The sequence below is a fragment of the Arthrobacter sp. zg-Y40 genome, from assembly GCF_020731535.1.
In the GTDB taxonomy this organism is placed as follows: domain Bacteria; phylum Actinomycetota; class Actinomycetes; order Actinomycetales; family Micrococcaceae; genus Arthrobacter_B.
The window spans coordinates 446,444-473,311 of record NZ_JAJFZS010000001.1 but is presented as its reverse complement, the minus strand read 5'-3'; the positions used below and the strand labels follow the sequence as shown (position 1 = coordinate 473,311).

Sequence of the window (26,868 nt, the reverse complement as noted above, 5' to 3'; positions counted from 1 at the left end):
AGGCAAGGACGTTGCACTTCCCATGACGTATTCCAGCCCCCTGCTTTCCCGCCACGGTGCCGTGGCGGCCGGCGGCCTCGATGCCGGCACCGCCTCCCACTACGGTGATCCGCTGCGCGAACAGCGCGCCCTGGCACGCGGCACCGCCGTCGTCGACCTCTCCTACCGCGGCGTGGTCACCGTCAGCGGGCCGGACCGGCTGAGCTGGCTGAACACCCTGTCCTCCCAGCAGGTGGGCACCCTGCAGCCCGGCGTGAGCTCGGAACTGCTGCTGCTCAGCGTCCAGGGCCGGATCGACTACGACGCCCGGATCATCGACGACGGTGAAACCGCGTGGCTGCTCGTGGAAGCAGCCGAAGCGGCCGGGCTGACCGAATGGCTGGAGCGGATGAAGTTCATGCTCCGGGTAGAGGTCACCAACGCCACGGACCAGTGGGCGGTTGCCGGCACCACGGCCGAGGTTCCGGAATGGGAGCAGTACCTGCGCTGGAGCGATCCGTGGCCGCACATCGGCAGCGGCGGCTTCGCGTACACCGCCGTCCCGGAGGATGCCCACCCGGGGCTGGAACGGCCCTGGCATGAGTACCTGATTCCGAGGGACTCCTTCGCGGAGGCCATTGACGCCTCGGGCCGCACCCTGGCCGGTTCCATGGCGTCCGAAGCCCTGCGCATTGCCGCCTGGCGTCCCCGTTTGGGCGCAGAAACCGACGATAAAACCCTCCCGCACGAGCTGGACCTGATCCGCACTGCCGTGCACCTGGCCAAGGGCTGTTACAAGGGCCAGGAAACCGTCGCCCGGGTGCACAACCTGGGCCACCCGCCGCGGCGCCTGGTGTTCCTGCAGCTGGACGGCTCGCAGCACACCATCCCGGCAGCCGGCAGTCCGGTGATGCTCGGCGAGCGGAAAGTCGGAACACTGACCTCCGTGGGCGCCCACTATGAAATGGGCCCCGTCGCCCTGGCAGTGGTGAAGCGGTCGGTCGATCCCGCCGCCCAGCTGGTGGTGGACGACGGCGGCGAACTTTACGCCGCCGCCCAGGAACCCATCGTGGCCCCCGACGCCGGAGCGGTTGTCGGACGCGCCACGGGCTTCCTGAAAGCACCGCGGGTCTAGCCCGGCGCGAGCCGGCGGACAACCAAACCATCACAAGAGGAGATCCATGACCACCCCGGAACCCCGCCCGGAAATTGACGACGACATCATTGAGCTGGCCGGTATGGTCTTTGATGCTGCCCGGGCCGGTGACGCCGAAGGGATCCGCCGTTACCTCGATGCCGGGGTGCCGGTGAACCTCACGAACAGTGCCGGTGACAACCTGGTCATGCTGGCCTCCTACCACGGCCACGCTGCAGTGACAGCGCTGCTGGTGGAACGCGGAGCAGACGTAAACGCCCGCAATGACCGGGGCCAGACCCCGCTCGCCGGGGCCGCGTTCAAGGGCTACGCAGAGGTATTCCGCCTCCTGCTGGACGCCGGAGCAGATCCCGACGGCGGTTCACCCACCGCCCGTGACACGGCGGCGTTCTTTAAGCGCCAGGAGATGCTGGAACTGCTGGGCTGAGCGTCGGGACCGGTGCGGCCGCAGCCTAGGCCGAGAGGGCTACGGATGTCTTGACGCCGGCCGGGATAAAGCCGGAGCCCACCGCTGTCCGCGCGGCACCCACGTTGTCCAGCGGTGCCCGCCACTGCGGGATCAGGCCGCCGGCCATGGCATCCTCCAGGGCAACCGAGCTGATGTAGCTGCCCAGCCCCTGCAGCCGGTACGGCGGCGCCGTCAGGACACTCATGTCCGCCAGGATTCCATCGGTAATGCTGTACCCGGCGCCGGCCACCGGGCGCGGTTCGTCAAGGGAGTCGTCCACGAGGATAAAGAGGTCCTCTTTGCCCGCCAATCCTGCTTCGGCGACGTCGTCCGGCGGGCACAGGCGTTCCAGTGCCAGCGCGAGGTCGGGGTCATTGGCAACGGCCAGTTCCTCCAGCGGAGCCACGGTGGGGAAGGAATCGGCAAAAAAGAGCTGTTCGGCGCCCAGGGTCCGCCCGCCGTGCTCCATGGACATCTGCACCAGGCCCGAATTGCGGGTGAGTTCAAGGGCGCTCTTGCTGCGCGCACGATCAGCGGCCCACTCCGGTCCGCTGAAGACTTCGGTGCCGAACAGACGAAGGAAACACAGGGTTTGGGCGCGTTCGCTGACGCTGTAGATGCGTTCACCGCTGTCCGTCTCAGCCAGCGCGTTGTCCTCCAGCCCCAGGTGGCGGGACCAGGCAAGCTGGATAATCGCTATGGTTCCTGAATCCAGGTTCATGGGTTTCAACCTACACCGCTGCCCGGGCACCCCGGCCGGCGCCTTGCCGACCCACAGCAAATCCTCATGGAATACACAGGAACAGCTGCGGGCCGTCGAGGGTGGCGGTGCCGGTGTTTCCTAGCCGAAAAGGATGGCCGCTTCGTCGTAACGGTGCTCCGGAACGGTCTTGAGGTTCCCGAGGGCCTTCTCGAAACCGACGTGGACAATGTCCGTGCCGTGCAGCGACACCATGGTGCCCCACAGGCCCTGCACCACCGAGTCCACTGCAGCCATGCCCAGACGCGTGGCGAGGACCCTGTCGTACGCCGTCGGCACGCCGCCGCGCTGGATGTGGCCCAGCACCGTGGCCCGGGTTTCGATCCCGGTCCGTGCCTCGATCTCCGGGGCGAGCAGTTCACCGATGCCGCCCAGCCGCGGCCGGCCAAAGCTGTCCAGCCCGCGTTCGGAGTGCGGGGACTCCATGTCCGTGGTGACGAAGCCTTCGGCAACTACCACCAGCGGGGCCCGGCCGCGCTCGTGGGCCTCGTTGACCCACTGGGAGATCTGGTCCAGGCTCACCGGGTGCTCGGGGATCAGGATGGCGTGGGCACCGGCGGCCATGCCGGAGTGCAGCGCAATCCAGCCGACGTGCCGGCCCATTACCTCGGCCACCATGCAGCGGTGGTGGGACTCGCCGGTGGTGCGCAGCCGGTCGCAGGCTTCCGTGGCGATCTGGACCGCGGTGTCGAAACCGAACGTGTAATCCGTGGCGTCGAGGTCGTTGTCCACGGTCTTCGGCACGCCCACAATCTGCAGCCCGGCGTCGGTCAGGCGCTGCGCGGCGGCGAGGGTTCCCTCGCCGCCGATCGCGATGATGGCGTCAATCCCCAGCCGGTCCATCGTGGCCTTGATCTTCACCGGGCCGCCGTTGGGTCCTTCGAAGGGGTTGGTGCGGGAAGTGCCGAGGATGGTTCCGCCCTGCTTGGAAATGCCGCGGACGCTGGCGCGGGGCAGATCCATGATGTCGCCGTCCACCACGCCGCGCCAGCCGTCACGGAATCCGACAAATTCGATGCCATCGTATTCCTTGATGCCCTTCAGCACGGCGCCGCGGATCACCGCGTTCAGCCCGGGGCAGTCGCCGCCGCTGGTGAGAATACCGATCTTCATGTTTTTTACCCCTGGTCTGATGGCGCCGGTGTGATGCTGCTCTAGATTCTAGCCAGCCTTCCGGCAGCATCTAAGCCTAGGCGCTCACCATGCGCTGCAGGAGGATGGTTCCGTCAGCCTTCGGCAGCAGCAGCCAGGCCACCAGATATGTGCCCAGGCCGATGAACGGGAGCAGGAAACTGAGGAGCACGCCGATCCGGACCAGGGATACATCCCAGCCGAAGGTTGCGGCGATTCCGGCGCAGACGCCGCCGGCCCAGCCCTTGCGGCGTTTGATGGGGGAGGAGCGGAGGAGCTGAAAGAACTTATCCATGGATCAAGCCTGTCTGACGATGGGGAAAATGGGAAACTTTGGTGCTGGTGATGCAGACGGTGTTGCCTGTGCGGCTAGCGGGAACGGCTGCGCTGGAAGGCCGCCAGGAAGCCGCCTGCCAGCAGGGCCAGCCCCGCTCCGAGGGTAAGGCACAGCAGGAGCAGTACCGGGTCCACCCTGAGGTTCACGGTGTCCACCAGCAGCAGGAGCACAGCCAGGACGGTGAGGACCAGGCCCCACACCACCGTGCCCACCCGCATTCCCCGGCCCGGTGCCAAGCCGGATGCGGTGTCCGTTCCGCTGCCGTCGCCGTCGTTCTCCGCGTCCGTGGGGGCCGGGCCTGCGGGGGACGGTGAGCCGGGAAGCGCGCCCCCGGATTCAGGCATCAGCGGGGTCGGCCCGTACTGTCCGGGAGGCTCCGTTTCGTAGCTGCCGGCGGTGTAGGGCCGGCCGAGGTAGTCCCGCTCGTTATCCTGCTCCATGGCTAAAGATCGCTTTCTTCAGTTGTCACAAGTACATTGCCTGCCAGGCCCCGGACATCAATGGTGATGGGGTCCCCGCCGGCGTCTTGGTTGAACGTGCGCTCGGTGGTGGACTGCCACAAGCCGCTGTATTCGTGGTGGTCACCGCCGTCATTGACTTCGATGTTGCCCGCCGCCATGCCGAACCGCACGGTCACCGGCGAATCAATGGGAACCAGGAAGTTCAGGTTTCCGGCAGCCACGCTGACCGGAATATCGGTGTCCCCGGAAAGGTCGGTACCGCGCAGGTCCACAGTCCCGTTGGCGGCGACGGAGGTGTAGCCACCGCCGGCCTGGGCCGAGTCCTGCGGTGTCCAGTCGGCATTGCTGGCGACGACGAGGTTGGCGTTGGCCAGGTTTCCCTGGGCCAGCAGGGCCGCCGCAAGGGCCACCACCGCCGCCGTGCCGGCGCCGCCGGACTGCCGGCCCAACAATCCCAGCAGGACCACACCGAGTCCAAAAACCCCCGCCGCCGCAGCCAGGGCCACGGAAACCGGGGAGCCAAGGGGAAGGATGCCGGCATAGTCCAAGCCGAGGATTGCGCCGCCGGCAAGCAGCGCTGCCCCGAAGAGGGCCGCCAGGAAGGGTCCGCCGGCGCCGGGAACCTTGGCGGCCTTGGCGGTGCAGCCGGCAGGAGCGCCGTGGCTGTCTCCGAAGCCCGCCGTGCCTGCGGGGGCCGTGACTGCGGGGGCCGGGGTTTCGGGGCTGCCGGTTTTGGCCAGCGACACCGGGGCGGTACCGGAAGTGCCGGCGGCGGTAGTGCCGGCATCCGCCGCTTCCGGGCCGCCGGCAGGGGCGGATGTGCCGTGCGGCATATGGCCCTGGAAATATGCGCGGCCCTTGGGCCCGGAGAACCAGTAGATTGCTGCAATGCCGGAGCCGATCCAGAACAGCGTCCACACAACGGCACCGAACCACGAGTCGCCGCCGAGGACCGAAGCACCGGGGCCGCCCATCCCCACGATGGTAAACACGAGCGCGCCGGTCATTCCGGAGGTCCAGCTGCCGCGGAGGGCTTCTTCCACGTGGATCCTGCCGTCCGGTTCCGGAAGCAGCGCCCAGGCCAGGCCATAGGCCAGGAACCCGATCCCGAAAACCCCCAGGACCACAAACAGTCCGCGTATCAGCACCGGATCCAGTCCGGTCTTCGCCGCGAGGCCGGAAGCTACGCCGCCGAACCAGCGGTCCGGACCGCGCTGCACGCCAAGGGACCGGAGCCACTGAAAGAAGCCGCTGTGTATGCCGTCCGGCCGGTGGCCTGCGGCGGAGGTTCCAGCGGAGGCGGAACCGGCCCCGGAGGGCTGCTGTTCCGAAGCGGAGGCCGGCTCATCGGCGGCAGAGGATGGGAAAGGGTTCATGACCCCAGTCTTCCCGCCGGGGGCGGCGGGAAGCATCAGGGACTACCCTGAGCGGCCCCTGAACCTCCCCTGAAGAACTTCGGAACTTGGCTCCGGGCACGGTTCCCGGGGTCCGCGCCGTGCTTTGATAGGGCCATGAGAGAACCTCTGGTGCGACCCCGCGACCGGATGATTGCCGGCGTCTGCGCCGGACTGGCGGCACACCTGGGCTGGCCGGTGAAGCTGACCCGTGCCCTCATGGCGGTGTTCTGCCTGGCCGGCGGCGGCTTCCTCTTGTACGGCTGGCTGTGGATCATGGTTCCCACCCGGGAAGAACTGGACAAGAAGGAACAGGTCCAGGCCAACCCGCGCAGTATTGCGGACAACTATGCCCGGCTCCTGCGCGACGGCGGCGGCTGGGCGGGGCCGACTGGAACCCTGGGCAAAGCCGGGCAGCGCGAAGTTGCTGCCGGGCTTGCCCTGCTGCTCGTCGCCGCTGCCTTCATCGCCCAGCGGCTGGGCGCCGACCTCAACTGGGGACTGTTCGTGCCGCTCGGTGCCATTGCAGGCGGTGCGGTGCTGGCCTGGAGCCAGCTGGATGAAAGGCGCCGCGCCGGGCTCGTGAACAGTGCCGGCGCAGACCGGACGTCCGGGCTGATCCGGTTGGCCGCAGGGCTGCTGCTGGTGGTGGCGGGCGTGCTGGTGATGGTTTCCGGAGCGGTGAGCTGGGACGTGCTGGTTGCCGGACTGCTCGCTTCCGCAGCGGTCCTGGCAGGTGTGGCACTGGTATTCACCCCGTGGGCCGTCAAGCACTGGCGGGACCTGGAAGCCGAACGTGCGGGCCGGATCCGGCAGACGGAACGCGCCGAAATTGCCGCCCATCTGCATGACTCGGTCCTGCAGACCCTGGCCCTGATCCAGAAGCGTGCCGGCTCCGAGCAGGACGTGGTCCGGCTTGCCCGCGCCCAGGAGCGGGAACTGCGGCAGTGGCTCTACACCGACCGGGCCCGTGCCGAGGACCATCTGGTCCAGAGCCTGCGCCGCATTGCCGCTGAAATCGAGGATGCCTACGGCCACCCCATAGAGTTGGTGGCCGTCTCCGATGCCCGGTTGGACGAGCGCACCGAAGCGCTGGCGCAGGCCGCCCGCGCGGCGCTGCTTAACGCGGCGCAACATGCAGGCGGCACCGTTTCCGTCTACGTCGAATGCCGGCCGGAGCAGCTTGAAGTCTTTGTCCGGGACCGCGGTCCCGGGTTTGATCCGGCAGCGGTTCCACCGGACCGGATTGGCGTGCGCGGTTCCATCATCGGCAGGATGGAGCGGGCCGGCGGCAGCGCGGGGATCCGCAGCAGCGCCGGCGGGACCGAAGTCCGGCTGGTACTTCCGCTGGACGGGAACCCGGAGCACGGTTCGGCTCCTGCCGGCAGCACTCCGGCAGGTTCAGCTCCTGCCGGCAGTCCTCTTGACGACACCGTTCCTGCCGACAGTCCTCCGGTCGACGGGGTCGCGGCGGCGGCCGCCACGAACGCTCCCGCTGCCGGGCACAAACCCGCTCCCGCTGCCCACGGTGCCTCGGCCGCACCCGCTCGGCCGGTGAGCCGGTTCAGCCCGGCCAGCCCGCTCGATTCCTTCCCCAACCAACCGTCCCGCCAGGAAGCACAACGTAAATGACGCTCCAGCCGCACCTGCCGATCGACGTCGTCGTTGTTGACGACCACGCCATTTTCCGTTCCGGCCTCCGGGCCGACCTCGATGCACGGATCAACGTGGTGGCCGAAGCCGACAGCGTGGAATCGGCCATCGAGGTGATCACTGCACGGCGGCCGGCGGTTGTCCTGCTGGATGTCCACCTGCCCGGCGGCAGCGGGGGAGGCGGAGCCGAGGTCCTGGCCGGTTGTGCCGGGCTGCTGGGGGCCACCCGGTTCCTGGCGCTGAGCGTGTCCGACGCCGCGGAAGACGTGGTCACGGTGATCAGGGCCGGTGCACGCGGATACGTCACCAAGACCATTTCCGGTCCGGAGATTTCCGACGCCGTCCTGCGGGTTGCCGGCGGCGACGCCGTGTTCTCGCCCCGCCTGGCCGGGTTTGTACTGGATGCCTTCGGCACCGCGAGCGTGGCCTCGGTGGACGACGAACTGGACCGCCTCTCGGCGCGGGAGCTGGAAGTCATGCGCCTGATCGCCCGCGGCTACAGCTACAAGGAGGTAGCCCGCGAACTGTTCATTTCCGTGAAGACCGTGGAAACCCATGTCTCCTCCGTGCTGCGCAAGCTCCAGCTGTCCTCCCGGCATGAACTCACCCGCTGGGCGGCGGACCGCCGGCTGCTCTAGCTCCCGCGCTAGCCGGCTGCCCGGCCCAGGAACTCCTGCAGCCGTGCCATGCCGGTGGCCAGGTCCTCGTCGCCCAGGGCGTAGGAAAGCCGCAGGTAGCCGGAAGGGCCAAAGGCCTCGCCGGGAACTACGGCCACCTCCACGGTGTCCAGGATGAGGGCGGCCAGCTCGGCCGAGGTCTGGGGGCGCACGGCGCCGTCCTTGCCCGGGAATTCACGGCCCAGCAGTCCGCGGACGTCCGCGTAGGCGTAGAAGGCGCCTTCCGGCATGGGGCATTCCACCCCGTCAATCGAGTTCAGCGCGGAAACCATGGCGCGGCGGCGCCGGTCGAAGGCCTGCTTCATCTCATCCACCGCAGCCAGCGGGCCGGAAACGGCGGCCAGGGCGGCCATCTGCGACACGTTGGAGACGTTGGAGGACAGGTGGGACTGCAGGTTGGTCGCAGCCTTGATGACGTCCGGCGCGGCGATCATCCAGCCCACGCGCCAGCCGGTCATGGCGTAGGTCTTGGCCACGCCGTTGAGCACAACCACCTTGTCGCCCAGTTCCGGGGCGGCAGTGGCGATGGAGGTGAAGGGAACGCCGTCGTACGTCAGGTGTTCGTAGATTTCATCCGTGATGACCCACAGGCCGTTCGCAGCAGCCCAGCGGCCAATGGCGGCAACCTGCTCCGGCGGGTAGACCGCGCCGGTGGGGTTGGACGGGGAAACGAACAGCAGCACCTTCGTGGCGTCGGTGCGGGCTGCTTCGAGCTGGTCGACGGTGACCAGGTAGCCCTGCTCCGGACCTGCGAAAACCTCTACCGGGATGCCGCCGGCCAGCCGGATGGCTTCGGGATAGGTGGTCCAGTAGGGCGTGGGCACCAGCACTTCGTCACCGGGGTTCAGCAGCGTGGCGAAGGACTCGTAAACGGCCTGCTTGCCGCCGTTGGTCACCAGGACCTGGGCCGGATCCACGGCATAGCCGGAGTCACGCAGGGTTTTCTCGGCAATGGCCTTCTTCAGCTCGGGGAGGCCGCCGGCGGGGGAGTAGCGGTGGAACCGGGGCTGGCGGGCTGCTTCCACGGCGGCGTCGACAATGTAGTCCGGGGTGGGGAAGTCCGGTTCGCCGGCACCGAAACCGATAACCGGGCGGCCGGCGGCCGCCAGTGCCTTGGCCTTGGCGTCCACTGCGAGTGTTGCGGACTCGGCAATGGAGGCGATGCGCTCTGAAATACGGCCGGTGGAAGACATGGGATTCCCGTCTGATGTGTGGCGGCAGCTTACGTTCGCGCCGTGTCCGGTGGTCCCGGGCGACGGCGGCGTTCCCCAGTTTATGCGGTCCGCCCGCCCGCTGCGGTGTGTGTCGCCGGCCTCCGGCGGGCGCCGGTTCGACGTGGGCGCAAACTTTGCGTAGACTGGTTCCTCGGTGGTTCTCCTCACCACGCTGTTTCGTGCCCAACGATCGGGATGCCGGTCGGGATTCCGATCAGGGATTATCCTGGAATAATCCGGTCGCCGGGTGCGGCTACAATAGTGGCGGTGGGGATATTTCCTCCATAGGGTAGTGGCGCAATTGGTAGCGCAGCGGTCTCCAAAACCGCAGGTTGCAGGTTCGAGTCCTGTCTGCCCTGCGCAGAACTGTCATCCGGCAGCTCAGCAGTCCTTCATGGAAGCGCACAGTCCAGGTTTGTGCGCCAGCCGTGTACCTACACAGATGAGTGAGGCGAAGGTGACCGAGACAGCTGCCAGCAGCTCCAAGGGACACCCCTCCAGCGGGCCCAAGAAGCGCGGCTTCTTCGCGGCGATCGCGCTCTTCCTGCGTCAGGTCATTGCGGAGCTGAAGAAGGTGGTCACCCCCACCCGCAAGGAACTGCTGAGGTACACCCTCGTGGTCCTGGCCTTCGTGGTCGTGATGATGGTTATTGTGACGGTTCTCGACTTTGTCTTTGGTGCCGGCGCACTGTGGATCTTCGGTGAGGGCGGCGGCGAAAGCTAGTCCCAGACCCTGCGTTCCACCTGCGGGATACGGAACCGGAGACCATGAGCTAGTGCCAAAACCGATAATGCTCTGAAGAAAGCAGGAATCCACGTGTCCGAGCAAGAACTCGAATCACAGGTCAATGACAATGCCGCTGATCTGGATACCGAGGATGAAATGACCGCAGCCGACGTCGACGAGGCGCCTGCTGCTGTTGATGCATCGGCAGACGAAGCAGACGTTACCGAAGAGGCAGCCGACGCTGAGGTTTCCGCCCCCGAGGCCGAAGAAGAGCCCGAGGAAGATCCGGTCGACGCCTTCAAGGCCAAGCTGCGCCGCCAGGAGGGTGACTGGTACGTCATCCACTCCTACGCCGGCTACGAAAACCGCGTGAAGTCCAACCTCGAGACCCGCATCCAGACCTTGGACATGGAAGAGGATATCTTCGAAATCCAGGTCCCGATGGAAGAAGTCGTCGAGATCAAGAACACCACCCGGAAGATCGTGAACCGGGTCCGCATTCCCGGCTACGTCCTGGTCCGGATGAACCTGACCGACGAATCGTGGGGCGTTGTACGCCACACCCCCGGCGTCACCGGCTTCGTGGGCAACGCCCACAACCCGACGCCGCTGAGCCTGAACGAAGTGTTCTCGATGCTCGAGCACACCGTGGTTTCGCCCAAGACCGAAGCCGGCAAGCCCGCTGCCCAGCAGTCGGCTAACATTGCCGTGGACTTCGAGGTCGGCGAGCCGGTCACGGTCAACGAGGGCCCGTTCGAAACCCTCCAGGCCACGATCTCCGAGATCAAGCCCGAGTCCCAGCAGCTGGTGGTCCTCGTGACCATCTTCGAGCGCGAGACTCCTGTGACCCTTGGCTTCGGCCAGGTCACCAAGCTCCAGTAGCTTTCAGACTTCGCTGCCAGCAGGTCCGCTTTAACCTGCAGGCAGCGTCCGGCCACCAAGCCATGGCGGCCACCAACCCGGATGGACGCTCCTGTCCTTCGGGAACATAATTTAGAGAAGGACCCTTTCATGGCCCCCAAGAAAAAGGTCACCGGCCTCATCAAGCTGCAGATCAACGCAGGTGCCGCCAACCCGGCTCCTCCGATCGGTCCGGCACTTGGCCAGCACGGTGTCAACATCATGGAATTCTGCAAGGCGTACAACGCTGCAACGGAATCCCAGCGCGGCAACGTTATCCCGGTTGAAATCACCGTTTACGAAGACCGTTCCTTCACCTTCATCACGAAGACTCCTCCGGCTGCACAGCTGATCAAGAAGGCCGCCGGTGTGGCCAAGGGTTCCGCAACCCCGCACACCGCCAAGGTTGCCAACCTGACCCAGGCCCAGGTCGAAGAGATCGCCACCATGAAGATGGAAGACCTCAACGCCAACGATGTCCAGGCAGCAGCCAAGATCATCGCCGGCACCGCCCGCTCGATGGGCATCACCGTAGAGGGCTAAAGCCCCCTGCGTTTCAATTTCACATAAATGCCGGTGCCCCCAACGGGACCGGCGCGTGGCAGGGCCGGGCGCGGTCCGACAGACCACAACTGCACAAGGAGAAAAAGCAGATGGCAAAGCGCAGCAAAGCATATGAAGCAGCTGCAGCCAAGATCGATGCGGACAAGCTGTACGCACCGGTCGAGGCTGTAGAGCTGGCCAAGGACACCAACCCGTCCAAGTTCGACGCAACCGTTGAGGTGGCTTTCCGCCTGGGCGTTGACCCCCGCAAGGCTGACCAGATGGTCCGCGGCACGGTCAACCTGCCCAACGGCACCGGCAAGACGGCCCGCGTCCTCGTTTTCGCAACCGGCGAGAAGGCTGAAGCGGCAATCGCTGCCGGCGCCGACTTCGTTGGTTCCGACGACATGATCGAAAAGGTCGCCGCAGGCTGGACCGACTTCGACGCAGCAGTGGCTACCCCGGACATGATGGGCAAGGTCGGCCGCCTGGGCCGCGTGCTCGGCCCGCGTAACCTCATGCCGAACCCGAAGACCGGTACGGTAACCCCGAACGTCGCCAAGGCCGTTTCGGACATCAAGGGTGGCAAGATCGACTTCCGCGTCGACAAGCACTCCAACCTGCACTTCATCATCGGCAAGGTGTCCTTCGATTCCCAGAAGCTGGCTGAGAACTACGCAGCCGCCCTGGAAGAAGTCCTGCGCCTGAAGCCGTCGGCTGCCAAGGGCCGCTACATCCAGAAGGCCACCGTGTCCACCACGTTCGGCCCTAGCATTGCCGTTGACCCCAACGTCACCAAGGTTCTCGCAGACGCATAGTCTTCGAGCATCTTCGGAAGGGTTTCCTTCTGCTTGAGGCGGCCGCAGCTTTTCGCTGCGGCCGCCTTTTTGCTGTCCGGCAGGGGCCGCGTTTTTGGCACCGGCGCCGTTCTCCGGCAGGATGTGGGCCATGACACAGATTTCCATCGAGCATGTTGCGGTCCCGGCAAGCCTGGACGGGCCGGGCGGCGCGGACTTCCTGGCCATCGCAGACCTGATGAATACCCAGCAGCGCGAGATCTGGGGCAATGATGATTTCTACGGAACGCCGCAGTCCCAGCTGGCAGGCCGGAGCAGCACTCCTACCCGGCGGCGCTTGATCCTGGCCGCACGGGCCGTGGAATCGCGAGAAATTCTGGGTGTGGTCCAGCTGAACCTTCCGCTCACCGACAACCTGCACACCGGAAACGTCAATGTTGTGGTCGCCCCGGATGCCCGGCGGCAGGGGGTGGGCACGCAGCTGTATTTCGCCGCCGAGCAGCTGGCCGCCGCCAACGGCCGCCGCATGCTGATGACGGAGACCGAGCACCTCGCGGGGGTCGGCAAAGCCGATGTCGACCCGGACCGTGAAGACCTGGCGGGCACCGATACGGCACGGTTCATTCCGAACGACGCCGCGGCCTCCTTCGCCGCCAAGCTCGGCTTCCGGCTGGAACTGGTGGACCGTGTCAGCCGCCTGGACCTCTCGGATTACGACGGCGGAAACGCGTTGCAGGAGCAGGCCGCCGCGGCAGCGCGCGCCGGCTATGAACTGGTGTTCTGGCGCGGCGCCTGCCCGCAGGACCTCGTCGGGGCGTATGCGCAGCTGCGGCAGAAGATGAGCACAGATGCACCCCAGGGCGGCCTGGATCTGGCCGAAGAGGCCTGGGACGAGGCGCGGGTGCGGGAGGCCGAGGCCCGGGAAGTGGAGATGGATTACGAGTCGCTGGTCTGCGCCGCCCGGCACACCGGTTCCGGGGAGCTGGCCGGGCATACCGTCCTGGAGGTCTTCCGGAACAACCTTTCCGTCGCCTACCAGGACGACACCTTGGTGCTGGAAGGCCACCGGGGCCAGCGGCTGGGGATGCTGATGAAGGCCGCGAATCTGGCGCGCCTGCGGGAAGCCGTTCCCGGGGCCGAGCGCGTGTACACCTGGAATGCCGAGGAAAACCGGTACATGCTCTCCATTAACGAGCAGCTGGGATTCCGTGCCGTCGGATACGCGGGGGAGTGGCAGAAACAGCTGGCCTCCGCCTGATCCGCCGGGATTTGTCCCCTGCCCGAATGTCCCGTACTCTTGAACTACCAAAGACCGTCGGTCGATGTGCATTCAATCCCACCGTGAGGCTGAACCTTCAGTTCTCTGCGTGTGGACTACGGTTGGAAATACATCCGAAAGTCCCTTGCCTAAAGGGCGGCCTGCGCAGGTGAACGAACTGCACTCCGGATTAGTCCGTAGAGTGAAGCCCCGTGCATCTGCCCGGGGCGTTTTTTATGTTCGGGACCCGATCCACCGGCACTATTTCCCCGGAAGGAGGGTTATGGCAACGCCAACAAAGGTGTCAGCAGTCGAGGAGATCACCACTGATTTCAAGGAATCGACCGCTGCTGTCCTAACCGAATACCGCGGGCTCACCGTTGCACAGCTCAAGGAGCTGCGTCGTTCGCTCGGCCAGGACACCAAGTACTCGGTCGTTAAGAACACCCTGACTGGCATTGCAGCCAAGGAAGCCGGCATCGACGCGTTCGAAGGCCAGCTTGCCGGACCTACTGCAATCGCCTTCATCAAGGGAGACGCAGTTGCAGCTGCTAAGAGCCTGACGGATTTTGCCAAGTCCAACCCGCAGCTCATCATCAAGACCGGTATCTTCGAGGGCAATGCCCTGGATGCCTCCGGTGTAGCCGCACTGGCTGCTCTTGAGTCCCGTGAGTTCCAGCTTGCACGCGTCGCCGGTGTCCTCAAGGCACCGATGTCCATGCTGGCACGCACGGCTGATGCACTGCGCCTGAAGCTCGAAGAGGAGAGCGGCACTCCCGCTGCTCCCGCTGCAGAAGAGGCTCCGGCCGCTGCAGAAGAAGCTCCGGCCGCAGAAGCAGCCACCGAAGAGTAAAACCTCTTCTCATCCAATCTCCGGTGCCTGCGCGCACCAACTATAGGAAGGACGCCACACCATGGCGAAGCTGACCAACGAAGAGCTCATTGAAGCCTTCAAGGAACTGTCCATCATCGAGCTCTCCGACTTCGTGAAGCTCTTCGAAGAGACCTTCGACGTTACCGCTGCTGCCGTTGCCGTTGCCGGCCCCGCCGCCGGTGCCGCTGAGGCCGCTGAAGAGAAGACTGAATTCGACGTCATCCTCGAAGCTGCCGGCGACAAGAAGATCGCAGTGATCAAGGAAGTCCGTGCCCTGACTTCCCTGGGTCTGAAGGAAGCCAAGGACCTGGTTGACAGCGCTCCGAAGGCCATCCTCGAAGGTGCCAACAAGGAAGCCGCTGACAAGGCCAAGGAAGCTCTCGAAGCTGCCGGCGCCACCGTCACCGTCAAGTAGTTTTCCTTTTCGCAGCCTCGGCTGTGAAACACAGAAAGACCCCGTCCTCCGGACGGGGTCTTTCTGCATCCCCAGTGTCCATATCCCCAGTGTCCATATGCCCGGTGTCCACCTACCAGCAGCCGCGGGAAGCGGCACGAAGCAAGGGAACCACTTACCAATGCGGCAGCTACTGATCCTGGGACCGCTGGTTGCGGCCGCGGCGGCGTGTGTGCTCAGCGGAGCGTTGCCGCCTGCCGAGTTCAGCGCGCTGATGGGCCGTATCGGTCCCATCATGGTGTTCGTGACGGCGGCGACCGTCGTGAGCTACCTCGCTGACGCCGCAGGACTCTTCCGGGTGCTGACCCGGTTCACTGCCCGGCTGGGGCGCGGCCGCACCTTTGCCCTGTGGGTGCTGGTCCTGGGCCTGACCTCGGCCTCCAGCATCTTCCTCTCATTGGACACAGCCGTTGTGCTGATCACTCCGCTGGTCGTGGGGCTGGCTGTGGAGGCCAGGCTCCCTCCCATTGTTTTCGCGCTCAGCACGGTCTGGCTGGCCAACACCGCGTCCATGCTGCTGCCCGTTTCGAACCTCACCAACCTGCTGGCCCAGGAAAAGGCCGATCTGCACCCCCTCGAATACGCGGCGACCGTCTGGGCTCCGGCGGCCGCCGGCATCCTGGTGCCCGCAGCGCTCCTGTGGCTTGCCTTCCGGCGCTTCCTGCGCGGCAGGTACACGGACCCGTCCGAGCCGGTTACGGTGCCGGACCGCGGGCTTCTCGTGCTGAGCGGGGCAGTAGTGGCCCTGCTGCTGCCGGCTCTCGTCAGCGGCATCCACGTAGCCATTCCCGCCTCCGCCGCGGCCATCATCCTGGCCGCGGGATTCCTGGTCCGGCAGCGGAGCGCGTTTGCGTGGGACATGGTTCCGGTGATGCCGGTGGTCCTGGCCGTGAGCCTGTTCGTCCTGGTCCAGACGGCCCACAGCCACGGGCTGGCCTCCCTCCTGGCGCAGGCCGCGGGCTCGGGGGAGGGCTTTGGCGATCTGCTGCAGCTGGCCGGTGCGGGTGCCGTTGCGTCCAACGCGGTGAACAACCTCCCGGCCTACCTTGCGCTGGAACCGGCGGCGGACACTCCCGTCCGCCTCGCCGCGCTGCTGGTGGGGGTCAATATGGGGGCGATCGTGACGCCCTGGGGTTCCCTGGCGACCCTGCTCTGGTATGACCGGATGCGCTCCATGGGGGTGGCCGTACGCTGGGGCCGCTTTATTGCAGCGAGCTCAGTTGCCGCCGTCGTCACCGTGACGGCGGCGACGGCGGCCCTGTCGCTGGCGGCCTAGGATTCTTCGCGGAACAGCAGGAGGGCTTCACCCTGCCCGCCGCCGCCGCACAGTGCGACGCCGGCCCGGCCGGAACCGCGCCGGAACAGCTCGTGTGCGGCGGTCAGGGCCAGCCGGGCACCGGACGCCCCGATCGGGTGGCCCAGGGCAATTGCCCCGCCGTGCAGGTTGCACTGTTCCAGGTCCATGCCCAGTTCATTCAGGGACTGAACGGCCACAGCGCCGAAGGCTTCGTTGATCTCGATGAAGTCCAGGTCCGAGACGCTCCATCCGGCCCGTTCGAGCGCGGCGGAAAGTGCATTGGACGGCTGTGAATGCAGGGTGTTGTCCGGTCCGGCGACCTGGCCGGGCAGTCCAACGGAGGCGAGGATTTCCAAACCGTTCGCCTCGGCGTAGCTGCGGGTGGCTAGGACCAGGGCCGCTGCGCCGTCGGAAAGCGGTGAGGAGTTGCCGGCCGTAATGGTTCCCTCCGGGTCGAAGGCCGGGCGCAGGTTCGCGAGGGTGTCCACGGTGGTGGCGGGGCGTACGCCTTCATCGAGGGTCAGCACCAGCGGCTCGCCCTTGCGCTGCGGGACGGTGACGGGGACGATCTCGGCGTCGAAGATGCCCGCTTCCATGGCCGCCGCCGCCCGTTGGTGCGAGGCCGCGGCCACTTCGTCCTGTTCCAGCCGCTTAATCGCCAGTTTGGTGTTGCCCCGCTCCGTGGAGATTCCCATGGAGTCGTTGTCGAAGGCATCGGTCAGGCCGTCGTGGGCCACGGAGTCAAGTGCGGAAATGTTGCCGTAATTCCACCCCTGCCGGGAACCGGGCAGCAGGTGCGGGCCGCGGGACATGGATTCCTGGCCGCCGGCCACCACCACGGTGGCCTCGCCGCCGCGGATCAGGCGTGCGGCATCGATGACGGCGGCCAGGCCGGAGAGGCAGACCTTGTTCACGGTAACGGCGGGAACGTCCCAGCTGATGCCCGCCTTGATTGAGGACTGGCGGGCAGGGTTCTGCCCGCAGCCGGCCTGGACCACGTGGCCCATGATGACGCTGTCTACATCCGCAGCAGGGACGCCGGACTTCTCCAGCGCGCCGGCGATGGCGAAGGCGCCCAGTTCAACGGCGGTAAAGGGGGCAAGCTGGCCGTTGAGCCGGCCCTGCGGGGTGCGCGCTCCACCAACGATTACCACTTCGGTCACGGCTGCTGCCCCGGGGGCTGCGGAGTTGCTCATGGCTGGTTCAGTCCTTTGTGTTGTATTCGTCATCGAATGCTGGATCAAGGGTACGCCAACCGCCGGGCCGGGGAGAGGGATCTCACACGGTTAGGCGCCCGCCTGGTGCCGGCGGGCGCCCCGGTGCGCCGGGAGGCACCCCCGGCCACCACATTCGGGGAATCTTGCGGTAAGGTATCTGTATCCGATGCGTGAACGGTGCGCCGGTGTCTTGTCTGTTACCGATGTCGGTTACCGATGTCGGTTACCGATGTCGGTTACCGACTGTTGTTGGATTGCTATTGGTCTGTTCCGGACGGTTATTGCCTGTTACTCCCCGAATACACGGGATCCTAAGCGGGGTCCTACGCGAGGTTGCAGCCGGGATTGCGCTCCCGGTGCCATCCGACACGGGTTGAGTGCAGCAGGCTTGACGAAACCGGGTAGACTTGTATGCCCATAATGCCCTATAGTGGATATTTGCTTCCTCCTGTTAACCTTCAGCCTTCATATAGCGGTGGGCTATGTTCCGTGCCGGGCAGTATCCGTAACCCTCGGATGTGCCCTTTGCCGGACACCGGGACGCACACGGACTCGGTCCGTGCAGTGCAGGGGAGGAAGCGCGAAACACGCCTGAAGGTCTGTGGAAGGATCCCTCTTGGTCGCCTCGAGCACCTCTAATAACGAAACCGCTACTAATCCGGAGAACGCAGCTTCCCGGATTTCATTCGCAAAGATTCACGAACCGCTTGACGTTCCCAATCTTCTTGCCCTGCAGACAGACAGCTTTGACTGGCTCGTCGGCAACGAGCGCTGGAAGGCGCGCGTGGAAAAGGCACGGGAGACCGGCGAACAGGGTATTGCCACCACCTCCGGTCTGGCTGACATCTTCGAGGAAATCTCCCCGATCGAAGACTTCCAGGGCACCATGTCCCTGAGCTTCTCGGAGCCGGAGTTCGCCGACCCGAAGTACACCATGGCCGAGTGCAAGGACCGGGACGCTACGTACTCGGCTCCGCTGTACGTGAAGGCCGAGTTCATGAACAACAACACGGGCGAAATCAAGCAGCAGACCGTGTTCATGGGCGACTTCCCCCTCATGACTGACAAGGGAACGTTCGTCATCAACGGCACCGAGCGTGTTGTTGTTTCCCAGCTGGTCCGTTCCCCGGGTGCCTACTTCGAGCGCACCGCGGACAAGACCAGTGACAAGGACATCTACACCGCGAAGATCATTCCTTCCCGCGGTGCATGGTTCGAACTGGAAATCGACAAGCGCGACCAGGTGGGTGTCCGCCTGGACCGCAAGCGCAAGCAGTCCGTCACCGTGCTGCTCAAGGCGCTGGGCTGGACCGAAGGCCAGATCCTCGAGACCTTCGGCGAGTACGACTCCATCCGTGCCACCCTGGAAAAGGACCCCACGGAAACCCAGGAAGATGCCCTGCTGGACATCTACCGCAAGCTGCGTCCGGGCGAGCCGCCCACGGTCGAGGCTGCAAAGACGCTGCTGGAAAACCTGTACTTCAACCCGAAGCGCTACGACCTGGCCAAGGTTGGCCGTTACAAGATCAACCGCAAGCTGGGCATCGACAAGCCCCTGACGGACTCCGACGCATCGGTCCTGAACAATGACGACATTGTCGCCATGATCAAGTTCCTGGTGGCACTGCACGCCGGTGAGAAGACCGTTCCGGGCAAGCGCGACGGCAGCGACGTCGACATCCGCGTGGAGGTCGACGACATCGACCACTTCGGCAACCGCCGCATCCGCGCCGTCGGCGAACTGATCGAGAACCAGATCCGTACGGGCCTGTCCCGCATGGAGCGTGTGGTCCGCGAACGGATGACCACCCAGGACGTCGAGGCCATCACGCCGCAGACCCTGATCAACATCCGTCCCGTTGTGGCTGCCATCAAGGAGTTCTTCGGAACGTCCCAGCTCTCGCAGTTCATGGACCAGAACAACCCGCTTGCCGGACTGACGCACAAGCGCCGCCTGTCCGCGCTGGGCCCGGGTGGTCTGTCCCGTGACCGTGCAGGCATGGAAGTCCGAGACGTCCACCCGTCCCACTACGGCCGCATGTGCCCCATCGAAACCCCTGAAGGCCCGAACATCGGCCTGATCGGTTCGCTGGCTTCCTACGGCCGCATCAACGCCTTCGGCTTCATCGAGACTCCGTACCGCAAGGTGGAGAACGGCGTCGTCACCGACAAGGTCGACTACCTGACCGCCGATGACGAAGTTGAGCGCACCATTGCCCAGGCAAACGCTCCGCTGCGCGCCGATCAGCACTTCGAAGAGGACCTGGTCCTCGTCCGTGCCCGCGGCGGTTCCGGCGAGCCCGTCCTGGTCGAGCCCGACGAGGTCGAGTACATGGACGTCTCCCCGCGCCAGATGGTGTCGGTGGCCACGGCCCTGATTCCGTTCCTGGAGCACGACGACGCCAACCGCGCCCTCATGGGTGCGAACATGCAGCGCCAGGCTGTGCCGCTGCTCCGTTCCGAGCGCCCCGTTGTGGGCACCGGCATGGAGAAGTACACCGCAGTTGACGCCGGCGACTCCGTGACCGCCAAGAAGCCCGGTGTTGTCACCGAGGTTTCCGCTGACCTCGTTACCGTCATGAACGACGACGGCACCGAGACCAGCTACCCGATCATGAAGTTCGAGCGCTCCAACCAGGGCAACGCCTACAACCAGCGCGTGCTGGTCTCCGAAGGCGCCCGGGTCGAGGTCAACAGCATCATCGCCGACGGTCCCGCAACGGACCAGGGTGAACTGGCCCTTGGTAAGAACCTGCTCGTGGCATTCATGTCATGGGAAGGCCACAACTACGAAGATGCCATCATCCTGTCCCAGCGCATGGTCTCCGACGATGTCCTGACCTCCATCCACATTGAGGAGCACGAGGTTGACGCCCGCGACACCAAGCTTGGTGCCGAGGAAATCACCCGCGACATCCCCAACGTCTCCGAAGAGGTGCTGTCCCAGCTCGACGAGCGCGGCATCATCCACATCGGTGCAGAGGTTGAAGCCGGCGACATCCTGGTTGGCCGCGTCACCCCGAAGGGCGAAACGGAACTGACCCCCGAAGAGCGCCTGCTGCGCGCCATCTTCGGCGAGAAGAGCCGCGAAGTACGCGACACCTCCCTGAAGGTTCCCCACGGCGAGTCCGGAACCGTCATCGGCGTGCGTATCTTCGACCGCGACAACGACGACGAGCTGCCCCCGGGCGTGAACCAGCTGGTCCGCGTCTACGTGGCGCACAAGCGCAAGATCACGGACGGCGACAAGCTGGCCGGCCGCCACGGCAACAAGGGCGTCATCTCCAAGATCCTCCCGATCGAAGACATGCCGTTCATGGAAGACGGAACTCCGGTCGACATCATCCTGAACCCGCTTGGTGTTCCGGGTCGAATGAACGTTGGCCAGGTCCTGGAAATCCACCTGGGCTGGGCTGCCAAGCAGGGCTGGAAGATCGAGGGCGAGCCGGACTGGGTCAAGGACCTGCCGAACCTGCCCCGCGAGACCGGCCCCACCACGGTTGCCACTCCGGTGTTCGACGGCGCGAGCGAGGATGAGATCGTCAACCTGCTCGACTCCACCAACGTGACCCGTGACGGCAACCGCCTGATCGGTGCCTCGGGCAAGGCCCGGATGTACGACGGCCGCTCCGGCCAGCCGTTCCCGGACCCGATCTCGGTCGGCTACATGTACATCCTGAAGCTGCACCACCTGGTCGACGACAAGATCCACGCACGTTCCACCGGGCCGTACTCCATGATCACGCAGCAGCCGCTGGGTGGTAAGGCACAGTTCGGCGGCCAGCGCTTCGGTGAAATGGAAGTCTGGGCCCTGGAGGCGTACGGCGCCGCCTACACGCTGCAGGAACTGCTCACGATCAAGTCCGATGACATCCATGGCCGCGTGAAGGTCTACGAAGCCATCGTCAAGGGCGAAAACATCCCGGAGCCCGGTGTTCCGGAATCGTTCAAGGTCCTGATCAAGGAAATGCAGTCGCTCTGCTTGAACGTGGAAGTCCTCTCCACCGAAGGCAACACGATTGAAATGCGTGACTCGGATGAAGAAGTCTTCCGGGCCGCGGAGGAACTGGGTATCGATCTGTCCCGCGCAGAGCCCAGCTCCGTCGAAGAGGTTTAGCTGGTAGATCCGCCCGGGAGTCCGTCGGGCGGTTCGGAACGGCGGCAACGAAATTCCTTGCTCGCAGAGCTCGCAGGAATATTAAAGCCGCCTAACCCGAACCGTCCGGCGGACGCAGGGTGGGTCACCTTCAGTCTTTTCCGCACCCGAGACATTCAGATTTAGAGAACAAGAGAGAACAGGGACCCATGTCCAACGATTCCACGTTCGGCCTCATGCGAATCGGCCTTGCCACCGCGGATGAAATCCGTGGCTGGTCTTACGGCGAAGTCAAGAAGCCGGAAACCATCAACTACCGAACCCTGAAGCCGGAGAAGGACGGTCTTTTCTGCGAAAAGATCTTCGGTCCGTCCCGTGACTGGGAGTGCTACTGCGGCAAGTACAAGCGCGTGCGCTTCAAGGGCATCATCTGTGAGCGCTGCGGCGTCGAGGTAACCCGTGCCAAGGTCCGCCGCGAGCGGATGGGCCACATCGAGCTCGCCGCTCCCGTGACCCACATCTGGTACTTCAAGGGTGTTCCCTCCCGCCTGGGCTACCTGCTGGACCTGGCACCGAAGGACCTCGAGAAGGTCATCTACTTCGCCGCCTACATGATTACCTCGGTTGACGAAGAGAACCGCCACGCCGAACTGCCGAACCTGCAGGCCGAGCACGACCTGGAGCGCAAGCACCTCGTCGACCAGCGCGACTCCGACATTGCTGCGATCGCCAAGGACCTCGAAGGCGAGCTTGCCCGCCTGGAAGGCGAAGGCGCCAAGGCTGCCGACAAGAAGAAGGCCCGCGACTCCGCCGACCGCCAGATGGCCAAGGTCCGCCGCGATGCCGACAACAACATCGAGCGCCTCGAGCAGGTCTGGGACCGGTTCAAGAACCTCAAGGTCGGCGACCTGGAAGGCGACGAAGGCCTCTACCGCGAACTGCGGGACCGCTACGGCCTGTACTTCGAAGGCTCCATGGGTGCCGAAGCCATCAAGAAGCGTCTTGAAGACTTCGACATGCAGGCCGAGTCGGAGAACCTGCGCGACATCATCCAGAACGGCAAGGGCCAGCGCAAGACGCGTGCCCTGAAGCGCCTGAAGGTTGTCAACGCATTCCTGACCACCTCCAACAGCCCGCTGGGCATGGTCCTGGACGCCGTCCCGGTCATCCCGCCGGAACTGCGCCCGATGGTCCAGCTCGACGGCGGCCGTTTCGCGACGTCCGACCTCAACGACCTGTACCGCCGCGTGATCAACCGCAACAACCGCCTGAAGCGCCTGCTGGATCTCGGTGCCCCCGAGATCATCGTGAACAACGAAAAGCGCATGCTCCAGGAAGCTGTTGACTCCCTGTTCGACAACGGCCGCCGCGGCCGTCCGGTCACCGGACCGGGCAACCGTCCGCTGAAGTCGCTGTCCGACATGCTCAAGGGCAAGCAGGGCCGCTTCCGCCAGAACCTGCTGGGTAAGCGCGTTGACTACTCCGGCCGTTCCGTCATCGTGGTTGGCCCGCAGCTGAAGCTGCACCAGTGCGGTCTGCCCAAGCAGATGGCCCTGGAGCTCTTCAAGCCGTTCGTGATGAAGCGCCTGGTTGACCTCAACCACGCCCAGAACATCAAGAGCGCCAAGCGCATGGTCGAGCGTTTCCGTCCGCAGGTCTGGGACGTACTGGAAGAGATCATCACCGAACACCCGGTGCTGCTCAACCGTGCACCCACCCTGCACCGCCTCGGCATCCAGGCCTTCGAGCCGCAGCTTGTTGAAGGCAAGGCCCTTCAGCTGCACCCGCTGGTCTGCGGCGCCTTCAACGCTGACTTCGACGGTGACCAGATGGCAGTGCACCTGCCGCTGAGCCCCGAAGCCCAGGCTGAAGCACGCATCCTCATGCTGTCCTCGAACAACATCCTGAAGCCGTCCGACGGCCGCCCGGTCACCCTGCCCTCGCAGGATATGATCATCGGCCTGCACCACCTCACCACCAAGCGCCCCGGTGCTGTTGGCGAAGGCCGTGTGTTCGGTTCAATGTCGGAAGCCATCATGGCCTTCGACATGGGCGAGCTGCACCTGAACTCGCTGGTGAAGATGCGTGTTGACGGCTTTGTCCCCAGCGCAAGCCAGCCCGCTCCGGAAGGTTGGGAAGAGGGCACTCCTGCCCTCATCGAAACCTCCCTCGGACAGGTCATCTTCAACCAGACGCTGCCTGCGGATTACCCGTGGGTGCCGGAAGTTGCGGACAAGGGCCAGCTCTCCGCGATCGTCAACGATCTCGCCGAGCGGTACCCGAAGGTCGTCACGGCTGCCACGCTGGACAACCTGAAGGACGCCGGTTTCTACTGGGCCACCCGCTCGGGCGTTACCGTCGCCATCTCCGACATCGCGGCTCCGATCGACAAGCCGGCCATTATGGAAGGCTACGAAGCCCAGGCCGCCAAGGTTGAAAGCCAGTACGGCAAGGGCCTGATCGCTGAAGACGAGCGCCGCCAGGAACTGATCGACATCTGGAACAAGGCCACCAACGAGGTTGCTGCTGCAATGCGGGCGAACATGCCCGAATTCAACAACATCAACCGCATGGTGTCCTCCGGTGCCCGTGGTAACTGGCTGCAGGTCCGGCAGATCGCCGGTATCCGCGGCCTGGTGGCTAACCCTAAGGGTGAGATCATCCCCCGCCCGATCAAGTCCTCTTACCGTGAGGGCCTGTCGGTGCTGGAGTACTTCATCGCCACCCACGGTGCCCGTAAGGGTCTTGCCGATACCGCCCTTCGTACCGCCAACTCGGGTTACCTGACCCGTCGCCTGGTGGACGTTTCCCAGGACGTTATTGTCCGCGAGGAAGACTGCGGTACCGAGCGCGGCCTGAACGTGACCATCGCGGTTCCGGATGCCAACGGCGAACTGCAGCTGCACGAAGAGGTCGAGAACTCGGCCTACGCCCGTACGCTGGCCACCGACGTCACCGATGACCAGGGCAACGTCCTGGCCAAGGGCGGCGACGATGTTGGCGACGTGCTGATCGCGAAGCTGTTCGAAGCCGGTGTCACCGACATCAAGGTCCGCTCCGTACTCACCTGTGAGTCCGCCGTCGGTACCTGTGCCCTTTGCTACGGCCGCTCCCTGGCCACGGGTAAGACCGTGGACATCGGCGAGGCCGTGGGCATCATCGCCGCACAGTCCATTGGTGAGCCGGGTACCCAGCTGACCATGCGTACCTTCCACACCGGTGGTGTTGCTTCCGCTGAGGACATCACCCAGGGTCTGCCCCGTATCCAGGAGCTCTTCGAAGCACGTACCCCCAAGGGCGTTGCTCCGATCTCCGAGACCGCAGGCCGGGTCACCATCGAAGAGACCGACCGCCAGATGCGTCTGGTTGTCACTCCCGATGACGGCTCCGAGGAAATCGCGTACCCGGTCCTGCGCCGTGCCCGCCTGCTGGTTGCCGACGGCGACCACGTCGAGGTTGGCCAGCAGCTGGTCTTCGGTGCGGTGGATCCCAAGCAGATCCTCCGTATCCTCGGCCCGCGCAAGGCACAGGAGTTCCTGGTGGACGAAGTCCAGCGCGTGTACCGCAGCCAGGGTGTGGGCATCCACGACAAGCACGTCGAGGTCATTGTCCGCCAGATGCTGCGCCGCGTGACCGTGATCGAGTCCGGCGACTCCGATCTGCTCCCGGGTGAGCTGACCGAACGCCGCCGCTTCGAAAGCGAGAACCGCCGCGTGGTTTCGGAAGGCAAGAAGCCTGCTTCGGGCCGTCCGGAACTGATGGGTATCACCAAGGCCTCCCTGGCCACCGAGTCCTGGCTGTCCGCAGCTTCCTTCCAGGAAACGACCCGCGTCCTGACGCAGGCCGCCATGGAAGGCAAGAGCGATCCGCTGCTCGGCCTCAAGGAGAACGTCATCATCGGTAAGCTGATCCCGGCCGGAACGGGCCTGCCCCGTTACACCGAGGTCACTGTCGAGCCGACCGAAGAAGCAAAGGCCAACCTGTTCACCGGCCCGAGCGCCTTCAGCGACTTCGACTACGCCGGAGTCGACGGCGGCCTGAGCCCCGAGTTCCATGCCATCCCGCTGGATGACTACGACATGGGCAGCGACTTCCGCTAAGGAAAGCGCGCACTAACGGCAGGTCCCGCACCCTCAAGGGTGCGGGACCTGCCGCGTTTAACCCGGAGTTGCGCTGTACGGGGGAGCCACTTTGGCTCTCCCGTGTGCCGGCAGCCACACTTGGAGGTAGTGTCCGCTACAAGATTCCAAGGGAGTAATCAATGGGCGCAGGGCGCACTATCCTCAAGACGCAGGTCGGCATAGTGGGCGCAGGCCCGGCCGGGCTGATGCTCTCGCATCAGCTCTCCACCTCCGGCATCGACTCCATAGTGGTGGAGAAACGGGACCACGAAACCATCCGCACCACCCACCGGGCCGGCATCCTGGAACACGGCAGCGTCCGGATGCTTACCGAGACGGGCGTGGGCAGCGGGGTCCTGGATAAGGGCACCCGGCACGAGGGCATCGACCTGCGCTTCGGCGGCGAAAGCCACCGCCTCGACTTCGAGGACCTGGTGGGGGAGTCCGTCTGGCTGTACCCGCAGAACGAGGTCTTCACCGACCTGGCGGCGGCCCGGGCCCGCGACAACGGCGACGTCCGGTACGGCGTCTCTGACACCGCCGTGGCGGACCTGGCCACGGACGTCCCCAAGATCCGCTTCACCGATGCGGCGGGGACCGGGTACGAGATCCACTGCGACATCCTGGTTGGCTCCGACGGCTCCGGCGGGATCTGCAGGCGCTCCATTCCCGCCGAGGCACGCACGGACAACTTCATCGAGTACCCCTTCGCCTGGTTTGGAATCCTTACCGCTGCTCCGCCCAGCGCCCCGGAGCTGGTCTATGCCAACTCCGACCGCGGGTTCGCGTTGATCAGCCAGCGTTCGGACACCGTGCAGCGGATGTATTTCCAGTGTGATCCGGACGAGGATCCGGCGGCATGGAGCGAAGAGCAGATCTGGGATGAACTGCAGGCCCGGGTGGACGGCCCGGACGGTTTTGGGCTGCAGCGCGGATCCATTTTCGACAAGTCCGTGCTGAAGTTCCGCAGCTACGTCTGCGAACCGCTGCGGTACGGGAACCTCTTCCTTGCCGGCGACGCCGGACACACTGTCCCGCCCACCGGTGCCAAGGGGCTTAACCTGGCCCTGGCCGATGTCCGGGTCCTCTTCGAAGCCGTCGATTCCTTCTACGCAACCGGTTCGCGGGATCTGCTGGAGGGCTACAGTGACAAGGCCCTGCAGCGGGTATGGCGGGCGCAGAACTTCAGCTACTGGATGACGTCCATGCTGCACACGCGGGCTGACGCCGGCCCATTCGAACGCAAGCGTGCGCTCGGTGAACTGGGCGGCGTCGTCGGCTCCCGGCACGGCAGCGCCTATCTCGCCGAGGCGTACACCGGCTGGCCCAACGCCTAACCCGTTCGCATTGCGAACACCTGTACTTGAAGTGAAC

The 26,868-nt window shown here is 65.2% G+C and carries 22 protein-coding genes and 1 tRNA gene; 16 read left to right on the top strand and 7 right to left on the bottom strand.

The features are described 5' to 3' along the window. Positions 1-22 precede the first annotated feature (22 nt). Together ygfZ and LJ754_RS02180 are read left to right on the top strand one after the other, a co-directional pair. Entirely contained in the window at positions 23-1,114 is a 1,092-nt protein-coding gene (ygfZ, locus tag LJ754_RS02185; RefSeq protein ID WP_227925108.1) for a CAF17-like 4Fe-4S cluster assembly/insertion protein YgfZ, read from the top strand. Positions 1,115-1,160: 46 nt separating this feature from the next. Continuing rightward, complete coding sequence (locus LJ754_RS02180; protein WP_227912769.1) at positions 1,161-1,562, top strand: ankyrin repeat domain-containing protein; 402 nt, start codon at positions 1,161-1,163, stop codon at positions 1,560-1,562. 25 nt (positions 1,563-1,587) lie between these two features. Here LJ754_RS02180 and LJ754_RS02175 read toward each other — a convergent pair whose 3' ends face one another. From LJ754_RS02175 to LJ754_RS16820, 5 genes are all read right to left on the bottom strand, one after another. Beyond that, positions 1,588-2,304, bottom strand: coding sequence for a GNAT family N-acetyltransferase (locus LJ754_RS02175; RefSeq protein WP_227912770.1), 717 nt, complete (start codon positions 2,302-2,304; stop codon positions 1,588-1,590). Positions 2,305-2,424: 120 nt separating this feature from the next. Further along, positions 2,425-3,456, bottom strand: a complete 1,032-nt coding sequence (locus LJ754_RS02170; RefSeq protein WP_227912771.1) for a 6-phosphofructokinase — start codon at positions 3,454-3,456, stop codon at positions 2,425-2,427. 76 nt (positions 3,457-3,532) lie between these two features. Beyond that, on the bottom strand, positions 3,533-3,769 hold the full coding sequence (locus LJ754_RS02165; protein ID WP_227912772.1) for a PspC domain-containing protein: 237 nt from the start codon (positions 3,767-3,769) through the stop codon (positions 3,533-3,535). 74 nt (positions 3,770-3,843) lie between these two features. After that, positions 3,844-4,251, bottom strand: coding sequence for a hypothetical protein (locus LJ754_RS02160; protein ID WP_227925107.1), 408 nt, complete (start codon positions 4,249-4,251; stop codon positions 3,844-3,846). Positions 4,252-4,253: 2 nt separating this feature from the next. Beyond that, positions 4,254-5,648, bottom strand: a complete 1,395-nt coding sequence (locus tag LJ754_RS16820) for a PspC domain-containing protein (protein ID WP_269439667.1) — start codon at positions 5,646-5,648, stop codon at positions 4,254-4,256. Between the two features lie 135 nt (positions 5,649-5,783). On the opposite strand from LJ754_RS16820, the gene LJ754_RS02145 reads away from it, so the two are divergent. Both LJ754_RS02145 and LJ754_RS02140 read left to right on the top strand, forming a co-directional pair. Next, positions 5,784-7,298, top strand: a complete 1,515-nt coding sequence (locus LJ754_RS02145) for an ATP-binding protein (RefSeq protein ID WP_227925106.1) — start codon at positions 5,784-5,786, stop codon at positions 7,296-7,298. Beyond that, positions 7,295-7,957, top strand: coding sequence for a LuxR C-terminal-related transcriptional regulator (locus LJ754_RS02140; RefSeq protein ID WP_227912775.1), 663 nt, complete (start codon positions 7,295-7,297; stop codon positions 7,955-7,957). The genes LJ754_RS02145 and LJ754_RS02140 overlap by 4 nt, the downstream gene beginning before the upstream one ends. An 8-nt stretch (positions 7,958-7,965) precedes the next feature. Here the strand turns inward: LJ754_RS02140 and LJ754_RS02135 are convergent, their stop codons facing one another. Next, a complete protein-coding gene (locus LJ754_RS02135; protein ID WP_227925105.1) occupies positions 7,966-9,189 on the bottom strand; it encodes a pyridoxal phosphate-dependent aminotransferase in 1,224 nt (407 codons plus the stop codon). A 307-nt stretch (positions 9,190-9,496) separates the two neighbouring features. On the opposite strand from LJ754_RS02135, the gene LJ754_RS02130 reads away from it, so the two are divergent. The 9 genes from LJ754_RS02130 (at position 9,497) to LJ754_RS02090 (ending at position 16,039) form a co-directional block, all read left to right on the top strand. Then, positions 9,497-9,569 (top strand) — tRNA-Trp (locus LJ754_RS02130). Between the two features lie 83 nt (positions 9,570-9,652). After that, on the top strand, positions 9,653-9,934 hold the full coding sequence (gene secE / locus LJ754_RS02125; RefSeq protein ID WP_227912777.1) for a preprotein translocase subunit SecE: 282 nt from the start codon (positions 9,653-9,655) through the stop codon (positions 9,932-9,934). A gap of 93 nt (positions 9,935-10,027) precedes the next feature. Then, on the top strand, positions 10,028-10,819 hold the full coding sequence (gene nusG / locus LJ754_RS02120; RefSeq protein ID WP_227912778.1) for a transcription termination/antitermination protein NusG: 792 nt from the start codon (positions 10,028-10,030) through the stop codon (positions 10,817-10,819). A gap of 129 nt (positions 10,820-10,948) precedes the next feature. Next, on the top strand, positions 10,949-11,380 hold the full coding sequence (gene rplK, locus LJ754_RS02115) for a 50S ribosomal protein L11 (protein WP_146361026.1): 432 nt from the start codon (positions 10,949-10,951) through the stop codon (positions 11,378-11,380). Positions 11,381-11,490: 110 nt separating this feature from the next. Continuing rightward, entirely contained in the window at positions 11,491-12,198 is a 708-nt protein-coding gene (rplA, locus tag LJ754_RS02110; RefSeq protein ID WP_227912779.1) for a 50S ribosomal protein L1, read from the top strand. 130 nt (positions 12,199-12,328) lie between these two features. After that, on the top strand, positions 12,329-13,435 hold the full coding sequence (locus LJ754_RS02105) for a GNAT family N-acetyltransferase (RefSeq protein ID WP_227925104.1): 1,107 nt from the start codon (positions 12,329-12,331) through the stop codon (positions 13,433-13,435). A 283-nt stretch (positions 13,436-13,718) separates the two neighbouring features. Next, positions 13,719-14,288 carry a 50S ribosomal protein L10 gene (rplJ, locus tag LJ754_RS02100; protein ID WP_227912781.1) on the top strand — a complete coding sequence of 190 codons (570 nt, stop codon included), beginning with the start codon at positions 13,719-13,721 and terminating at the stop codon, positions 14,286-14,288. Positions 14,289-14,349: 61 nt separating this feature from the next. Then, the gene (gene rplL, locus LJ754_RS02095; RefSeq protein WP_227912782.1) at positions 14,350-14,724 is read left to right on the top strand and encodes a 50S ribosomal protein L7/L12; all 375 of its coding nucleotides are present in this window, start codon (positions 14,350-14,352) and stop codon (positions 14,722-14,724) included. Positions 14,725-14,884: 160 nt separating this feature from the next. After that, complete coding sequence (locus LJ754_RS02090; RefSeq protein ID WP_227925103.1) at positions 14,885-16,039, top strand: SLC13 family permease; 1,155 nt, start codon at positions 14,885-14,887, stop codon at positions 16,037-16,039. Here LJ754_RS02090 and LJ754_RS02085 read toward each other — a convergent pair. Next, positions 16,036-17,256, bottom strand: a complete 1,221-nt coding sequence (locus LJ754_RS02085) for an acetyl-CoA C-acetyltransferase (protein ID WP_227925102.1) — start codon at positions 17,254-17,256, stop codon at positions 16,036-16,038. The two genes, LJ754_RS02090 and LJ754_RS02085, sit on opposite strands and share 4 nt — an antisense overlap. A 637-nt stretch (positions 17,257-17,893) precedes the next feature. Here LJ754_RS02085 and rpoB point away from each other — a divergent pair. From rpoB to LJ754_RS02070, 3 genes are all read left to right on the top strand, one after another. After that, positions 17,894-21,394, top strand: a complete 3,501-nt coding sequence (rpoB, locus tag LJ754_RS02080; RefSeq protein WP_227912785.1) for a DNA-directed RNA polymerase subunit beta — start codon at positions 17,894-17,896, stop codon at positions 21,392-21,394. 188 nt (positions 21,395-21,582) lie between these two features. Continuing rightward, complete coding sequence (locus LJ754_RS02075; protein ID WP_227912786.1) at positions 21,583-25,473, top strand: DNA-directed RNA polymerase subunit beta'; 3,891 nt, start codon at positions 21,583-21,585, stop codon at positions 25,471-25,473. A 161-nt stretch (positions 25,474-25,634) separates the two neighbouring features. Then, positions 25,635-26,831, top strand: coding sequence for a 4-hydroxybenzoate 3-monooxygenase (locus LJ754_RS02070; protein WP_227925101.1), 1,197 nt, complete (start codon positions 25,635-25,637; stop codon positions 26,829-26,831). Positions 26,832-26,868: the final 37 nt, after the last annotated feature.

Bases quoted from the DNA above. Each gene is read 5' to 3' on its own strand.
- ygfZ (WP_227925108.1), top strand. From the start codon at position 23: ATGACGTATTCCAGCCCCCTGCTTTCCCGCCACGGTGCCGTGGCGGCC.
- LJ754_RS02180 (WP_227912769.1), top strand. From the start codon at position 1,161: ATGACCACCCCGGAACCCCGCCCGGAAATTGACGACGACATCATTGAG.
- LJ754_RS02175 (WP_227912770.1), bottom strand. From the start codon at position 2,304: ATGAACCTGGATTCAGGAACCATAGCGATTATCCAGCTTGCCTGGTCC.
- LJ754_RS02170 (WP_227912771.1), bottom strand. From the start codon at position 3,456: ATGAAGATCGGTATTCTCACCAGCGGCGGCGACTGCCCCGGGCTGAAC.
- LJ754_RS02165 (WP_227912772.1), bottom strand. From the start codon at position 3,769: ATGGATAAGTTCTTTCAGCTCCTCCGCTCCTCCCCCATCAAACGCCGC.
- LJ754_RS02160 (WP_227925107.1), bottom strand. From the start codon at position 4,251: ATGGAGCAGGATAACGAGCGGGACTACCTCGGCCGGCCCTACACCGCC.
- LJ754_RS16820 (WP_269439667.1), bottom strand. From the start codon at position 5,648: ATGAACCCTTTCCCATCCTCTGCCGCCGATGAGCCGGCCTCCGCTTCG.
- LJ754_RS02145 (WP_227925106.1), top strand. From the start codon at position 5,784: ATGAGAGAACCTCTGGTGCGACCCCGCGACCGGATGATTGCCGGCGTC.
- LJ754_RS02140 (WP_227912775.1), top strand. From the start codon at position 7,295: ATGACGCTCCAGCCGCACCTGCCGATCGACGTCGTCGTTGTTGACGAC.
- LJ754_RS02135 (WP_227925105.1), bottom strand. From the start codon at position 9,189: ATGTCTTCCACCGGCCGTATTTCAGAGCGCATCGCCTCCATTGCCGAG.
- secE (WP_227912777.1), top strand. From the start codon at position 9,653: ATGAGTGAGGCGAAGGTGACCGAGACAGCTGCCAGCAGCTCCAAGGGA.
- rplK (WP_146361026.1), top strand. From the start codon at position 10,949: ATGGCCCCCAAGAAAAAGGTCACCGGCCTCATCAAGCTGCAGATCAAC.
- rplA (WP_227912779.1), top strand. From the start codon at position 11,491: ATGGCAAAGCGCAGCAAAGCATATGAAGCAGCTGCAGCCAAGATCGAT.
- LJ754_RS02105 (WP_227925104.1), top strand. From the start codon at position 12,329: ATGACACAGATTTCCATCGAGCATGTTGCGGTCCCGGCAAGCCTGGAC.
- rplJ (WP_227912781.1), top strand. From the start codon at position 13,719: ATGGCAACGCCAACAAAGGTGTCAGCAGTCGAGGAGATCACCACTGAT.
- rplL (WP_227912782.1), top strand. From the start codon at position 14,350: ATGGCGAAGCTGACCAACGAAGAGCTCATTGAAGCCTTCAAGGAACTG.
- LJ754_RS02090 (WP_227925103.1), top strand. From the start codon at position 14,885: ATGCGGCAGCTACTGATCCTGGGACCGCTGGTTGCGGCCGCGGCGGCG.
- LJ754_RS02085 (WP_227925102.1), bottom strand. From the start codon at position 17,256: ATGAGCAACTCCGCAGCCCCCGGGGCAGCAGCCGTGACCGAAGTGGTA.
- LJ754_RS02075 (WP_227912786.1), top strand. From the start codon at position 21,583: ATGTCCAACGATTCCACGTTCGGCCTCATGCGAATCGGCCTTGCCACC.
- LJ754_RS02070 (WP_227925101.1), top strand. From the start codon at position 25,635: ATGGGCGCAGGGCGCACTATCCTCAAGACGCAGGTCGGCATAGTGGGC.